Origin of the sequence: Vibrio albus (assembly GCF_003144035.1) — a bacterium.
Lineage (GTDB): Bacteria > Pseudomonadota > Gammaproteobacteria > Enterobacterales > Vibrionaceae > Vibrio > Vibrio albus.
Genome location: NZ_QFWT01000007.1, coordinates 69,426 through 82,013, shown reverse-complemented (window position 1 = coordinate 82,013; position 12,588 = coordinate 69,426). Strand labels below are relative to the sequence as shown.

Here is a 12,588-nt window from a genome sequence, read left to right as displayed (position 1 = left end):
CTCCCCCTAAGGGATTGGTGCCCCCTTAGGGTTTTAATGATTTCGGATTTAATAGTTAAGCACAGATGTCCAAAAGACCTTTCCGAGCGATCAACTGATGCTCTTCAAAGTCTTCCGGTGCAGAAGTGTCATAACCTTCACCATCGCTGTAATCTGGAGTACCCAGCACGATGATGTTGCCTACAACAGGTGAATCTGCACCATGTAATATACAACCGAGCTTGATACCGCTACTGAACAGTCCTTCTTCATCAAGATAAAGACTGACTGTTTTTCCATTCGATAGCTCCCAATCAAAGCTCTGGACCATGCTACAGCCGATTAGCTTATACATAGTTTGTAATCCGTCTTCTTTTGGAATATCGACTGGAGTGCAGCCTTCTGCGGTTATTAAATAGCCTTTGTTAGTGGCCTTAGACATTGCTTCATCACAAATTGACATGGAATCCTCCAAATATGTCATTGAGGGACACCAAGGCCCCAAAGGGGCTTTGATGCCCCGTTAGGGTTTAAAGATTGGTTTACTTATACGGTCACAGCGTCGATATCTAGGTATTGGCGGCAACCTGTTTTAGGGTGACAGCGGTGGCGAAAATTGTGCTTACCACCTTGCGTACCCATGTATTGCCAGCACTCTCCAGTAACTGACTCTTCACAAACCGCGTCGCCATTATTTAATGGATGTTGGGCCAATTCGTTCCACATTTTGTCCCATTCATCTGTATTTCTTTGTACTAGTTTGAAGTCATTATTATTCATACTTCGGTACTCCCAACCCACTGCTTTCCAAGGTATGCCTCAACTCCCATACGGGCCCATTCCGAAGAGATGGTTAACATGGAAAGTGTTTCATGAGTCCAAGGTGCAGTTGGCTTGATTCGTTTGAGCTCTTTGCCTTCGAGATCTGTCAGAATAAGATCTGATTGTTCATTTCCAGCAAGAATATCTGGCTCTCCCGGACGCTGATCAGTAACAAATTTGATGTAGCAACCTTCGTCATCGCTACATGACAGCAATTTATCTACTGACAAGTTAAGTCCAGCACCGAACCATTGATCTATTGCTTCGATCTCAGGGAAATCAGATTTCAACTGAGATACAACGCCAATCATCTTGTCGAGAGCATCTTGGAACTCCAGCGCATTGCCAGCTGCCACTTCAAGTTTGCACTTGATATATGCAGCGTAGGTATCGCAGGCTTTCACCAGTTGCTGTTCATAGCCACCTGGGGCAAATGCTTCCGCGACTGCACCTTGAAGCTCCAAAGGTAGCGTGTGAATTAACTGCTCCTCAGCAGCTTTTTCAAGTCGCTCGAACTCCCTCGCCAAAGTGTCATTAGCCTTTTTTACTGGCGTCACAACATCCTGACAGAGAACTTCGGCTACATCATGTAGTGCTGCGTGGGAAAGCATTTTGGCAAGATCGACCTTGTTCCCCTTTTGGTTTGCGACATGACCAGCGAGAAGAGCAAGCAACGTAACGGTAGCACTATGCTCCAAGACTGATTCAGGCTGTACTGAATGCATCAGTGACCAGCGTTTTATCAATCGTTGACGCAAAGCAAGTGCTAGGAATCCATAGTTTGAATTTGACATAGTATCCTCCAATGAAGTTTGAAGGGTACACAGTTACCACATAGGTCCCGTGTACCCATGTGGGTTAAGTTGTGAGAGTCCTTGTGGACTGTTCTTGAGGTGTATTTTCGGCCTGACACCGAAATATTTAATCAGATTTCTGATGGAATGTATTCCATTCAGAATGTAGTTGCTGCTTGTAGGCCAGCTACCTTTCAACGTCAGCAAAGCCGACATTTTTTTTAGTCTATCGCCAATCCAAATGGTTCACGAAACGTCTATTTGCCCTTTTAGGGCGTTTGGTTCTCATAAGTAAAAAACCCCAGCAAAAATGCCGGGGTTTTTGTTTACTAAGCCACTAATCACATCAGGTTGGAGTTTAATGTACCCCCCCTCGTATATAACTTGGTAAGGGGTATTTAGCATCGGCTCCCGAGCTTAATAAAAAATCCCACACATCAGACATCAGCCAGTGTTTGATCACATACAGCTCTCCACCGTGCTTAGTGATCACTACTTTTGCTGCTGAACCGCCAAATTTGGCAATATTTGCAGCGCGAATGAATAACGGGTGTTTCATCAGCACAAACTGACGCAAGCATGTCAAGTTGATGTTGCATAGTATCCTCCGTAAAAAGTATGGAGGGCGCACGCCCCCACAGGGACATACACCCCCGTGGGTTTGATATTGAAATATTAAGGAATGATCGGCAGCCAATTATAAATGCGATATGCAATGTATAAACAAGGCACTCCAAATACGAGCCCCCAGAACTGCGCTACTGCATATTGTTTTGCATTCTCAAACCATGCGGCCATATCGGTAAGTAACGGGGGCCAGTCAAACGAAATGGCGACCAAAAGCGGCACCAAAACACACAAACTACCCACAACAGTCAAAACCGATACAATAATATTTCGTTTTTTATGATCGTATTGATACATAAGCTTATTTCCTTCTAGAGTGGGCTCAGAAGCACCCTTCTGGAGCTTCTGAGCTTTTGGATAGGCGTTAGCCTAAAATGATGGGAGTGATCCCAGTGAAAAAACCAAGAATGCCGAGTAATGCGCCTACCACTCCAAGACGGATTGATAAGCGAATAGAGAAGTCAGGGTGGAACCAGAACCACTGGTAAATTTCCCACCAGCGAGCTCTCCGCATTTCCAGTGATACCTCTTCTTTAAATTTCACTCCAAGAGCATCAACGGCATCGTAATCAAGACCAACAGCATTTTTGGTAATCGACATTGTTCCTGGGTTGCCCATTACATATCGAATTACTTTTGTGCCGTTATCGGGGTTATAGATCACTACTGGCTCACGTCGAAAGAAACGATTAGGATCTTTTCTCTTTGAGTCTACGTTTCGGTTATTTAACCGGACGATATTGTGACCTAAACCTGAATCTTCCATTGGAAGACGAACTACAGATTCAATTTTCATAATTGTCATCTCCATGTTGAATGGAGATAGCCCCCGGCAGGGACTATCCCCACGCGGGTTACAATAAGTACTGTTTGTTTTTGGCGACCAGCTATCGCACATAAGCGCCAAAGGCACTTTCCGAAGAATCCTGCTCTAGGATGCTTGGGAAAGTGCGGGGATATTCCCACACTTACCGCTCATTGAGCATTACTCCTGACGCATCTCATTCTTTGCTCCTTGTAAGGAGATCACATGCGTCGGATCTTCTTTATTTATATCAGCCCAAACCCGCAATTGGAGATTTCCAGCGTTGTTTTCTATCAACAATGGAAATCCAACGTTATCCTCAGAGTTGCAATCTGAGTAGCCTTTAGCACTTAGCAAAAGCTCACCACCGATATTGCCTATCTCAACCGAGGCCGAGACTTTATCACCTAACCCATCGACCAGATCGGTTATATCAGTTTGCAAGGCTGGTTTGTCAAGCGAGTACATCTTTTCGCATAGCGTGTCGATCTCTTCTCCGCTCAACGGCTTTTCGTCAGTAAAATGAGGAAGTCTTGCAAAGAAATCAGACAATTCCTTTGGGTTCGATTGCTCCATCGTCTCCTGCATCCAACGTAACGCGGCCAAAGCCATATTTAGTTCTTGGCTGGTTAATGCTTTCATTTTCCTTCACCTTTTAGTTGTGGGAAAACAAGTACCCAGAGGGCGCTTGTTCCCCCTGGGGTTAATTTACATGCCAGATCAAAGGTACTTGAGCCCGGCTGTTTTGGGATATGTAATGTCAGCAGCTTTGACGTCCGTCAGCAGAGCTTCCAGAGCTTCACCCTGTAGAGTAAATCCAGCAAACACCGCTACGTCGTCGAGCTCGTCACGCCATTGCATTGTGCTATCGAAGTGCTCGATGACACCATGCTCCACCATGATTGGCCGCAGCTTCTCATCTCGTTTCTCACAGCATTCCTTGTACCGGGCATAGCGTAGCTTGTCCTGGTACGCATCCTCAGGCAGGTCTTCGACCGTTCCGAGACAGCTATAAGGAGCTGGGTAGACGATGGTTTTCACACCATTTGAGACGCCTTTCATATCTTTATGAGTGTGCTTCCAGATCAGTTCAATTTGCTCTGGAGTACGCTCTGTTTTATTCACTTCTGTCATGACACTACTCCCTACTTGCGCGAATCTTTACTGGTGAACTGTTCAAACGTTATAGACTCAATCTTTTGAATCTGTTGGCGTAAGGCTGCTAAGCAATCGTGCTTAGCTCGCTCAAAAGCATCAGTCTTGTTGCGCTCGTGTGGGCGGGGCAGATAGTATCCGTCGATCTTCTCTACCGCGCTTCGTAGTGCATATCGGTTTAATTTAGTCATTTCTCTCTCCAGAGTTAGAGAGGGAGCTGTGCCGCACAGGGCGTCAGTTCCCCCTGTGGGTTTGTGTTAATAGGTATCAGACAATTGACATGCCGACTTGTAGTTCACCTTTATAGTCTTTGGGAAGATCTGCAAGCTCCCAAGACATACAAGGCGTTGATACTGGCGTGGTGATCATACAAACATTGTTGCGAACGATGTAATTATAAACACCCCACTCGGCATACTCAGGTTCTCCTTCTTTTGATAAAGCCCATTCGTTACCGAACTGGTCTTCACACAAGTAAACATCGAATTCTGAGTCATGCTCATCAGCTTGTTTAACAACTGTCAGTTTGTGTACGGTTGCAATTTGATCGAATTTTGACATATCTATATCTCCATAAGTTTTTGGAGATAGCCTCCTGCCGGAGAGCTATCCCCGGTAGGGTTATTAGTAATGCTGTTTGTTTTTGGCGACCAGCTATCGCACATCAGCGCACAAGGCACTTTCCAAAAACGTCTCTAACAAACGCCTTTAGAAAATGTCAAGAATGACACCAAGAGGTAAGGATGCAGAGCTATCAAGCTCCGCATCCACCTTAGAGTAAGTTAATTCATAAAGAACAATGAATTAAAATACCATTTTCACTTTTCGCTGCTTCAACTCGCTTGTTTAAACGAAAATCGAAGCAAGCATCCAGAATTTGTCTTTGAAGATACTTAACAAGCTCTCCTGCACTTCGAACTGTTTCTCGTGAACCATTTAATGGCTCAACAAAACAATCATCGTACCAAGAACACGCATCTGGATTATCATGGACATACTTTTTCAACATGCACCAATCTAATGGAGATATAGTTTCTCCCTGCTTAATATTTCCGACGATGCCTTCTATACGTGAATGAATCACCCCGGCTTCGTTATAGCCACTGGGTTCTTGCATTTCGTCATATGGCCCATCATCAATATCGCCACAACCAGCCGGACAGCAATTTGCATCTATGCCGTGGGAGCAATAATGAACGTCATCATTCCAATGCTCTTCATGGCTTTCAGTTTGCTGCTCCGCTGTAATGACTTCGTAACCGTAATTTTCAGCAAGCTTGATAACCTGTTCTTTAACTCCTTTAGGTAAGTCGAGAACAAGGTTATCAATCGCATCTATATACCGGTTTGCGAAGAGTTCATAAATCAGTCCACATCCTTTGTGAGCATCTTGAGCAAGCTTTTCAACCTTCTCAGGGTAATTCTCACAAGGCCACTGGTTTACCTTTTCAAAGTGGTCAATTAACTCATCCAACTCCCAAAAGATATTGTTTATGACTGTACCGAAGACCAAATCGTCTCGGCCAGCTGCGTTGCAAACTGTTTGTATGACAGAATACATATCACTTAAATATGTCACTCTACCAGCTGGACCATCTACAAATTCAGGTTCAAGCTCATCCCCTGTTGAGTGGTAAACAGCTGCACATTTTAGAGCTTCCGTATACGAACCGTGTTCAGCACGATAAATAGATAATTTACACATAGATTTCTCCTGGTAAGGCTGAGGAACCCCTTCTGGGAATCACCTCAGCTATTGGTAGTGTTAAGCGGCCATAACGCGAATTTCATCTCCAGCCATTTGGATTGGAATTGATTTTGCTGGTTGATGACCGCAACTTGTGTCCGGACCATCCGCCGCAGCGAAATAGACCGAATTGTTCATTACATTGATAGGCATACCCAAGGCTTCACCTGCTGGTGCGAGCTTGAGCATTCCTGATCGTTCGATTAAAGCCGGAGCCCAGTGGAAGTCTTCGCCGCCGATATAAGGCTGCTCGGTATCCACCACTTCGACTAGTACCGGAGTCTTGTCCGCCAGCTGCCAGCAGCTTCGGCCTAATTCGTAGGCCAGAGCTTCAAACGCAGGAAAGACAATAAAAGAATCTTGTGAGGTGTGAATGTCGTGTTAAACCATATCGCTTTTCCACTGAAAGCTGAAAAAATCCAGCCCCCCGCTTTAGCTCGATGATTTATAGCTTCTTTTTGTGAATCAAACTCAATAAATTTAGCGGCCATAGGTGTCTCCTTAGATAAAGAGCACACCTGTACCCTACGGGCACAAGTGCGCCCGTGGGCTAGTGTTTGAAATGAACTACCTCATAGGTTTAGGCAGATTCTTGAAGTTTAAGGTTGTCGAGACAAATTGCATGATATAAGCGATGTCTCTGATCTAGGAGGAAATCCTGATCTGGCCGCCATGTGCTGCGATTGTATTCCTCAGTAAAACCGTTATAAGCGTTTACTTCTGCTGGGGACAATTTCTTACCTGTGTACACACAGGAAAGCCGTCCTACCTCGACAATAGACTGTTTGGGTAGTGGGGTATTAGCCTCTTCAACAGTGTATGAGCGCTTTGTTCGATGGTCGATAATCTTGGACTTTAATTGCTCGTGATTTAGACCTCGTAACGATATATACATGCCTTTCTCCTAAATTAAAGGAGCGGAACTATCCCATAGGACGTTTCCGCCCCTATGGGGTTTATATTTGTTTCTTGATTATGTATTTGTATGGGGGAGAGGTTACTTCGCTTTCCACAAGGTGATGATCCATGTGGCGACAAAAGTCAGGTATATCTCTCGTGGTAGCTGGGTCATCAGCTTTCACTTCGAGTGTTTCTCCTGGCCCCATACGACGAATTGCACGACGAACCACCATTAATGGCTCAGGGCATCGCAATCCCATCACGTCAATAAACTGATCTACATTCATTGGTTATCACCCTTGCCTATAGCAGTCTAATCACGCGACAGAAGACTTACTGTTTTCTTCGTAGCGCATTTTCGCTTGTTCGTTTAAATCAAGTTCACCGTCTTCTAGCTTTAGAATATTTTCTAGAAGATTGGCTTTGTGCATTAAAAGTTCAGCAACAGCCTCATCAATATCCTCGATTATCTGTTTCTGTTTTTTGATGGTGTAGCTATTCAGTTCTTCAACCAGAGGCCACGCTACACTCGAATGAGTATTTAGTGTGGGATATTCTGCTTCAACCTCACAGACAACGCCATTGGCACCTTCTCGACAGTGTGGATAGCCTATACGTAGACCAACGCATCGGTCTAGTTTGGGATAAACACAGAACTCCAAAGGGGTGCGATTAGTAAAAATATCGTTAGTGTTTTTAGACATGATCTTCTCCATGCAATTATTGGTTATTGACGGAGAGCTCCCGACGGGAGGCTCTCCCGTCAGGGTTGATATATTGCTGTTTATTTGCGACGTCCAGCTAACGTACTCAAGCACCAAAGGCACTTTCCAAAAAAGTCTCTATGTACGTACAAACTGCTTTGGAAAGCGAGGGGGCATTTCCCCCTGCGCTTGTTATTTCTACCTTATAGTTTCCTACAAGGCTACATCGTGTGATTCACATTGTTCGATATTCGGCCAATAATAGATTGTACCTTTGCCCATTTGATCTTGACGTGGTGTACCTAGAAATTTGAATAAATTTCCCATGCAACTTGCCACTGCTGAAAGATCTTTTCCTGGGGGGACATCTATCCCAAGACAAGTACGACCATACATAAACCGTCCAGAATATGAACGAACATGGAATTTAGTTTGCTCACTCTCAGGTTCATCTCGATTTACCTTATCTACAGCAAGTACTACCGCTTTGTTTAGAACGATAGTTTGACACGCCTTATCAAGCTCACCGAAGCGTTCAACGTCGATACCACAGAACTTATCAAGTCCCGAGGCAGCATCATGAACAATCAGTTGCTTGGTGTCAGCCAATTCATTTTCCATCGGCTTCCAAATGTTTTCAGCCTCTTTATCAATGAATTGCACTACCTCATGCCATGACCAAAACTCAACATCATCTCTGATGGCACAATGTTCAGGTTCTCGATCTTGCTGCATACATTCCAGCAAAAGCAAATAGCCGTCATACCATGTCCCTTTATATTCATTATTGAATTTAAGGACATGTGCAGCGGCCAATCCAATTGCTTTCTGTTTCAGTGAAGTAGTCATTGTAATCTCCTCGAACTTGGAGGAGTCCACCAGCAGGTGATCCCCCTCCTGGTGGCTACTTATTTCTTTTAGCTAACTGTCTGAGTGTGTATTGGCAAAGGTTACGCACTTCATCAGGGTCGTAACCAGATAACACACAACAGGTAACAAATGAAAATGGATGAACTTCATCAGAGTTCAACCATTCATAAGCTTCATCTTTTGCTTTTTTACCAGAGCGTCCGTCAGCAAGGACATTTAAGCTATACCGCAAAAATGCCTCTCTTAGCTCTTTAATCTGCCCATCAGTCCAAGTTTCGATTTCAGTTTCAAACTCTTGCTCGACTGTACGATCAGAACATGATGCTACGATTGTTAAGGGAGTAACCTTTTCAATCGGCTCTTCATCATTTTCTAATAGCAGATCATCAAAAATGAAGGGGAGTTGTAATTGTGCATCGTAGGTTAATACGCTTGCAGTATTCACGGGTTGCTCCTAAAAATTTAATTGAGAGGCAACCCACTCCCAAAAGGGCATAGGTATGCCCCTTTGGGGTTAAGTTTCATATGTTAAAATCCAACAATCTGAGAGTTAATTTGCTCTTCCAGCCAAAGCTCCAATGATTCGAGCTCTTTTCTTTCCGACGATGAATTTGCTTTTAAAGCATCACATCTAACGGCAAGCTGCATCGAGCGAACTTCCTCTACAGTTTCCACGTTGTTTCCAGCAAACATAACTAGTTGCGAATTTGGCATGGTCATAACTCACCTCCCTGAGTTTATAAGCCAGTATCTAATGCCTAGATTCAAGGTTGGCGTTAAACCAATCTGCGGGACATTCAATCACCGCATGGGTTACGACATCTCGCTCTGAGTAACCTTGAACCAAAGCATCGGTACACTTCTCAGGAGAAGTACCTTGAGGGACCAACAATTCAAGATGAATTCCATCCGAACCAACCAAATCATCCCCGTAAGGGAAGCCATTGATCGTTTGGTTGTGTCGCTTACACCATTTAATGATATTGGCAATACGACCATGCTCATCTTGACTAGCTATTCGTTTATTCAGCTTCATTGGACACCTCCTGACATGCACCTAGTTCTACCATGCTTTGCATACATAGCTGGTTCATATCCATTGTGAGTGTGTCATTTATGGCCGAATAAACGATCCCCTCTTTCGCAAGTTTTAACACCTGTTTCAACAGAGAAAGAATAGATTGAGCCTCATCGTCTATACGATCTGCTATATCTTTCCATTCCCAATGTTCAAATGGTTGCCATGCAGTTAAATCGGGCTCTTCACCTTTCTCAACGCATTCTATTAGGTACTCGTAAGCCATGAACCAATTGTCAGCACTTCCTAATTCTGACAGGTACTGAGCAGTTGCTTGGGCGTATGCGAGTTCTTCTAATTTTGGCTTGGTGGTTAAGGACATTCTTAAACGCTCTAGAGCTTCTTCTGCATCATTACGAGTTAAGAAGAAGTGTTCTACAGACGAACGGCAACGTTTGCCTTCCGCATAGTAAAGAATGCTTTCCTCTGTACAATCTGGAGTGGCTAAACCGTACTCCTCAATTGTTACAGGCTTGATGGTTAATGACTCGTCACACAATTCATAAACAACAACAGGGAAAGTGCTATTGCGGTAAAAATCGTGATGGTATTGATTGGTCATACATATTTCCTCTTTGTAAAGAGGAGCCCAACCCGTAGGTTAAAGCTCCTCAGGGTTGGGGTTAGATATCGACAGTTACATCTGACGTTGCTGTAGCACAGCAAGGCAAAATTTCACCATCATTAAGATATGCTATAGGTTCAGCACGGTAAGAAATGTTCCCTCTTACCAGCTTGCACCGACATGCCCCGCCAGGGTGGTTAATAGATGTGATTTTGCTGTTTATTTGCGACGTCCAGCTAACGTACTCAAGCACCAAAGGCACTTTCCAAAAAAGTCTCTTTGTAAGTTCAAACTGCTTTGGAAAGCGAGGGGGCGTTTCCCCCTGCGCTTATTACCCTGAAACGGTACGTACTCCGATTTCTCAGAGTATTAGAGTATTTCGACATAAATTCGAGAATTTTTCTAATGTGGAACTGCCCTTTCTAGGTGTCAACATTAGCTTTCACTCTGTTAGGGTATAAACCCCAGAATCCACTCGAACAAAATATCGTTCATCTTGCAGCACTTGACGAACCTTGGCTTGCCAGTGTTCGTTTTGTCGGTGTTTCGCGTAAGGTGCAATTTGTTGGTAAATGGCATCTAACGATAAGGTTTTACCCTGTAACACTCGACGCAACACTGCTTTCCATGTAACTCCAACCATATTGGCCGCACGTTTATCTGCTACTGGGATAAGCGAAAGCGATGATGATGCATTTTGCTTTTTGAATACCAGTAACTTTTCATGGGCGATACGAACCAGCTTACTGTTATTGCTGTAGTTGGTCCGGTCAGAGACACAGTTGTGTTGTACCTTGATGATCTCATCAACGAGTTTACCTGGAGCCAAACGCTCAACCAGACTGGACAAGTTATAATACTCGCCTTTACGTCGAAGGTTTCCCATCAAAATACCGTAGTGACCTCCCGGTTCACAGGCATCATGTATATTCATAATGGCTAATTCTAGAGCTTCCACGAACTCTGGCAACGATAGACGGCTCATATCCCATTTATTGGGTTCACCATACATATTGCCAGAAAAAGTGATCATGTCTGCATAAGGGGGGTGCCACCAAATAAGGTGGGCTGGCTCCCCAAGAAATGCAGACAGATCATCTCGCAGCAAATTAAACCCCTGATGCAAGTCTGTACCAATAAAACGAACTTTGAGTTCATTTGCCACCTCAGTACTGGTTCCTCCCCCAATACTAGGGTCAACAACTAAGCCATTAGGTTTCATCATATATGACTCAATAAAGTCTTTAATGATGTGTCCGGTGCAATTACCTCGATACTTGTTGTCGCCATAATGACCACGATTCGGGTAAGAGCAAACAGATGTAGTAAACATGGTGTGTCCTCCTTGTGGTGGGCACACCATGCTCCCTATAGGGGCAATGGGTGCCCCTATAGGGTTAAAGGTTGTCGGTGTACCATGCATCAAGGTTTTCGTAATCCTTACGATATATCTCCTTATTGGGAGCTGTCATAAAGACCACATCACCTTCACAGTAGGTACACAATTTGAGCTCACGCTCGTTATACCAGAACGCACTATATGACGAGTCTTGATGAGCAATTCTCCAAGAGTCGTTCAGGTAGCAATTCCAAAAGGTTAGTGTATCTCCTAGTGGAAAGTGACTACGTTCGATAATCGAACCATGCTCTGTTTGTTCTGGTTTAACTCGTCCTGTTTTAAGTCGCTTCTTAATGATGCGTTTGGCACGGTTCAGCAGTGCAAATAAGCGAGCATTGTCACTGCTATACCACTGTGGATTACGCTTATTCCAGTAGAATTTTGCGTGAATCTCACCAGATAAGCGCTCCATTTCATTACGGTTTAAAGTATCTAAGAAACGGCGCATTGCCATGTCATGATTAAGCGTTGATTCTAAGGATGCGAGTGTAGTCATTGTGATTCTCCAGTTAATAGAGACCACTGCCCATTCAGGGCAAGTGGCCCCGAAAGGGTTATTTAAGGACAAGTGAAATTTGTGTTGGCGCAACGTTTAACTTGAAATAACGCTTATTAGCTTTATACGCTAAGTCAAACCAACCTACCGGAATGGATACGCTGCCATCATCACCACCAAATATCATTCGAGCAGTTTCGTAAAAGTCGTCATCTTTGTCAGGATTACATCCGTGAGCATAGACAACAGCACCTCTTGAGCGAGGACTTTCTTTTACATCTGCGTTGTTCAGAAGATACAAACCTTGATCTTTTACCAATAGCAACTGCGGTTCGACTAAAGACTTGTCTATCTGGCTGGAGTCCGGCCATCCAAAATCTTTGTGTTCCTCATCGTTTCCATTGGAATCAACAGCTTTGCCTGTTTTGTATAGAGCAGGCTTAAAGAGATCATCCATTGTTGGTGAATAACTTTTCGTCTTATTAAGCTCATCCACCAGCAGTTGTACTTCTTTCATGTTAAATTTTACGATTGCCATAATGGCCTCCATTAAAAATTGAGAGGCCAGCAATGCCCTAGAGGCTTTGATGGCCCCTTAGGGTTTAGGATTTAATTTATTCCTACAAATACATTTAGAGCGCGTTTGA

At 44.0% G+C, this 12,588-nt stretch carries 22 protein-coding genes; all 22 read right to left on the bottom strand.

What is annotated here, in order from left to right; all coding sequences use genetic code 11:
• Positions 1 to 55: 55 nt before the first annotated feature.
• The 22 genes from DI392_RS13260 to DI392_RS13145 all read right to left on the bottom strand — a co-directional run bounded on the left by DI392_RS13260 (position 56) and on the right by DI392_RS13145 (position 12,479).
• Positions 56 to 442, bottom strand: a complete 387-nt coding sequence (locus DI392_RS13260; RefSeq protein WP_014386770.1) for a DUF3846 domain-containing protein — start codon at positions 440 to 442, stop codon at positions 56 to 58.
• An 83-nt stretch (positions 443 to 525) separates the two neighbouring features.
• Positions 526 to 759 (bottom strand): hypothetical protein, encoded by a 234-nt coding sequence (locus DI392_RS13255; protein WP_014386769.1) that lies wholly within the window; start codon positions 757 to 759, stop codon positions 526 to 528.
• Positions 756 to 1,595, bottom strand: a complete 840-nt coding sequence (yfbR, locus tag DI392_RS13250) for a 5'-deoxynucleotidase (protein ID WP_014386768.1) — start codon at positions 1,593 to 1,595, stop codon at positions 756 to 758. Before yfbR ends, DI392_RS13255 begins: the two co-directional genes overlap by 4 nt.
• A 358-nt stretch (positions 1,596 to 1,953) precedes the next feature.
• The gene (locus DI392_RS13245; RefSeq protein WP_014386767.1) at positions 1,954 to 2,154 is read right to left on the bottom strand and encodes a hypothetical protein; all 201 of its coding nucleotides are present in this window, start codon (positions 2,152 to 2,154) and stop codon (positions 1,954 to 1,956) included.
• A gap of 116 nt (positions 2,155 to 2,270) precedes the next feature.
• A complete protein-coding gene (locus tag DI392_RS13240; protein WP_014386766.1) occupies positions 2,271 to 2,519 on the bottom strand; it encodes a hypothetical protein in 249 nt (82 codons plus the stop codon).
• 67 nt (positions 2,520 to 2,586) lie between these two features.
• On the bottom strand, positions 2,587 to 3,018 hold the full coding sequence (locus tag DI392_RS13235; protein ID WP_014386765.1) for a hypothetical protein: 432 nt from the start codon (positions 3,016 to 3,018) through the stop codon (positions 2,587 to 2,589).
• A 189-nt stretch (positions 3,019 to 3,207) separates the two neighbouring features.
• Positions 3,208 to 3,669, bottom strand: a complete 462-nt coding sequence (locus tag DI392_RS13230; RefSeq protein ID WP_014386764.1) for a hypothetical protein — start codon at positions 3,667 to 3,669, stop codon at positions 3,208 to 3,210.
• Positions 3,670 to 3,747: 78 nt separating this feature from the next.
• Positions 3,748 to 4,161, bottom strand: coding sequence for a hypothetical protein (locus DI392_RS13225; protein WP_014386763.1), 414 nt, complete (start codon positions 4,159 to 4,161; stop codon positions 3,748 to 3,750).
• Between the two features lie 288 nt (positions 4,162 to 4,449).
• A complete protein-coding gene (locus tag DI392_RS13215; RefSeq protein WP_014386761.1) occupies positions 4,450 to 4,743 on the bottom strand; it encodes a hypothetical protein in 294 nt (97 codons plus the stop codon).
• Between the two features lie 226 nt (positions 4,744 to 4,969).
• Positions 4,970 to 5,887: a hypothetical protein gene (locus DI392_RS19635; RefSeq protein ID WP_014386760.1), complete on the bottom strand. Its 918-nt coding sequence runs from the start codon at positions 5,885 to 5,887 to the stop codon at positions 4,970 to 4,972.
• A gap of 60 nt (positions 5,888 to 5,947) precedes the next feature.
• Positions 5,948 to 6,193: a hypothetical protein gene (locus DI392_RS13205; RefSeq protein WP_041154740.1), complete on the bottom strand. Its 246-nt coding sequence runs from the start codon at positions 6,191 to 6,193 to the stop codon at positions 5,948 to 5,950.
• Between the two features lie 47 nt (positions 6,194 to 6,240).
• Entirely contained in the window at positions 6,241 to 6,420 is a 180-nt protein-coding gene (locus tag DI392_RS13200; RefSeq protein ID WP_014386758.1) for a hypothetical protein, read from the bottom strand.
• Positions 6,421 to 6,885: 465 nt separating this feature from the next.
• The gene (gene tusA / locus DI392_RS13190; RefSeq protein WP_041154741.1) at positions 6,886 to 7,116 is read right to left on the bottom strand and encodes a sulfurtransferase TusA; all 231 of its coding nucleotides are present in this window, start codon (positions 7,114 to 7,116) and stop codon (positions 6,886 to 6,888) included.
• A gap of 30 nt (positions 7,117 to 7,146) precedes the next feature.
• Positions 7,147 to 7,533, bottom strand: a complete 387-nt coding sequence (locus DI392_RS13185; RefSeq protein ID WP_014386755.1) for a hypothetical protein — start codon at positions 7,531 to 7,533, stop codon at positions 7,147 to 7,149.
• 213 nt (positions 7,534 to 7,746) lie between these two features.
• Positions 7,747 to 8,382, bottom strand: coding sequence for a hypothetical protein (locus DI392_RS13180; protein ID WP_041154742.1), 636 nt, complete (start codon positions 8,380 to 8,382; stop codon positions 7,747 to 7,749).
• A gap of 55 nt (positions 8,383 to 8,437) precedes the next feature.
• Positions 8,438 to 8,848 (bottom strand): hypothetical protein, encoded by a 411-nt coding sequence (locus tag DI392_RS13175; RefSeq protein WP_014386753.1) that lies wholly within the window; start codon positions 8,846 to 8,848, stop codon positions 8,438 to 8,440.
• Positions 8,849 to 8,931: 83 nt separating this feature from the next.
• Positions 8,932 to 9,123, bottom strand: coding sequence for a hypothetical protein (locus DI392_RS13170; protein WP_014386752.1), 192 nt, complete (start codon positions 9,121 to 9,123; stop codon positions 8,932 to 8,934).
• Between the two features lie 31 nt (positions 9,124 to 9,154).
• On the bottom strand, positions 9,155 to 9,439 hold the full coding sequence (locus DI392_RS13165) for a hypothetical protein (protein ID WP_014386751.1): 285 nt from the start codon (positions 9,437 to 9,439) through the stop codon (positions 9,155 to 9,157).
• Positions 9,426 to 10,043 carry a hypothetical protein gene (locus DI392_RS19775; RefSeq protein WP_014386750.1) on the bottom strand — a complete coding sequence of 206 codons (618 nt, stop codon included), beginning with the start codon at positions 10,041 to 10,043 and terminating at the stop codon, positions 9,426 to 9,428. Before DI392_RS19775 ends, DI392_RS13165 begins: the two co-directional genes overlap by 14 nt.
• A gap of 445 nt (positions 10,044 to 10,488) precedes the next feature.
• Entirely contained in the window at positions 10,489 to 11,379 is an 891-nt protein-coding gene (locus DI392_RS13155; RefSeq protein ID WP_041154743.1) for a class I SAM-dependent methyltransferase, read from the bottom strand.
• 64 nt (positions 11,380 to 11,443) lie between these two features.
• A complete protein-coding gene (locus DI392_RS13150) occupies positions 11,444 to 11,941 on the bottom strand; it encodes a hypothetical protein (RefSeq protein WP_014386747.1) in 498 nt (165 codons plus the stop codon).
• 58 nt (positions 11,942 to 11,999) lie between these two features.
• The gene (locus tag DI392_RS13145; protein ID WP_041154744.1) at positions 12,000 to 12,479 is read right to left on the bottom strand and encodes a DUF3085 domain-containing protein; all 480 of its coding nucleotides are present in this window, start codon (positions 12,477 to 12,479) and stop codon (positions 12,000 to 12,002) included.
• Positions 12,480 to 12,588 lie beyond the last annotated feature (109 nt).

Coding starts and splice junctions, on each gene's coding strand:
- DI392_RS19635 (WP_014386760.1), bottom strand. CDS start 5,887: ATGTGTAAATTATCTATTTATCGTGCTGAACACGGTTCGTATACGGAA.
- DI392_RS13215 (WP_014386761.1), bottom strand. CDS start 4,743: ATGTCAAAATTCGATCAAATTGCAACCGTACACAAACTGACAGTTGTT.
- DI392_RS13225 (WP_014386763.1), bottom strand. CDS start 4,161: ATGACAGAAGTGAATAAAACAGAGCGTACTCCAGAGCAAATTGAACTG.
- DI392_RS13255 (WP_014386769.1), bottom strand. CDS start 759: ATGAATAATAATGACTTCAAACTAGTACAAAGAAATACAGATGAATGG.
- DI392_RS19775 (WP_014386750.1), bottom strand. CDS start 10,043: ATGACCAATCAATACCATCACGATTTTTACCGCAATAGCACTTTCCCT.
- DI392_RS13185 (WP_014386755.1), bottom strand. CDS start 7,533: ATGTCTAAAAACACTAACGATATTTTTACTAATCGCACCCCTTTGGAG.
- DI392_RS13150 (WP_014386747.1), bottom strand. CDS start 11,941: ATGACTACACTCGCATCCTTAGAATCAACGCTTAATCATGACATGGCA.
- DI392_RS13180 (WP_041154742.1), bottom strand. CDS start 8,382: ATGACTACTTCACTGAAACAGAAAGCAATTGGATTGGCCGCTGCACAT.
- DI392_RS13235 (WP_014386765.1), bottom strand. CDS start 3,018: ATGAAAATTGAATCTGTAGTTCGTCTTCCAATGGAAGATTCAGGTTTA.
- DI392_RS13200 (WP_014386758.1), bottom strand. CDS start 6,420: ATGGCCGCTAAATTTATTGAGTTTGATTCACAAAAAGAAGCTATAAAT.
- DI392_RS13165 (WP_014386751.1), bottom strand. CDS start 9,439: ATGAAGCTGAATAAACGAATAGCTAGTCAAGATGAGCATGGTCGTATT.
- DI392_RS13170 (WP_014386752.1), bottom strand. CDS start 9,123: ATGACCATGCCAAATTCGCAACTAGTTATGTTTGCTGGAAACAACGTG.
- DI392_RS13230 (WP_014386764.1), bottom strand. CDS start 3,669: ATGAAAGCATTAACCAGCCAAGAACTAAATATGGCTTTGGCCGCGTTA.
- DI392_RS13145 (WP_041154744.1), bottom strand. CDS start 12,479: ATGGCAATCGTAAAATTTAACATGAAAGAAGTACAACTGCTGGTGGAT.
- DI392_RS13240 (WP_014386766.1), bottom strand. CDS start 2,519: ATGTATCAATACGATCATAAAAAACGAAATATTATTGTATCGGTTTTG.
- DI392_RS13245 (WP_014386767.1), bottom strand. CDS start 2,154: ATGAAACACCCGTTATTCATTCGCGCTGCAAATATTGCCAAATTTGGC.
- tusA (WP_041154741.1), bottom strand. CDS start 7,116: ATGAATGTAGATCAGTTTATTGACGTGATGGGATTGCGATGCCCTGAG.
- DI392_RS13260 (WP_014386770.1), bottom strand. CDS start 442: ATGTCAATTTGTGATGAAGCAATGTCTAAGGCCACTAACAAAGGCTAT.
- DI392_RS13155 (WP_041154743.1), bottom strand. CDS start 11,379: ATGTTTACTACATCTGTTTGCTCTTACCCGAATCGTGGTCATTATGGC.
- yfbR (WP_014386768.1), bottom strand. CDS start 1,595: ATGTCAAATTCAAACTATGGATTCCTAGCACTTGCTTTGCGTCAACGA.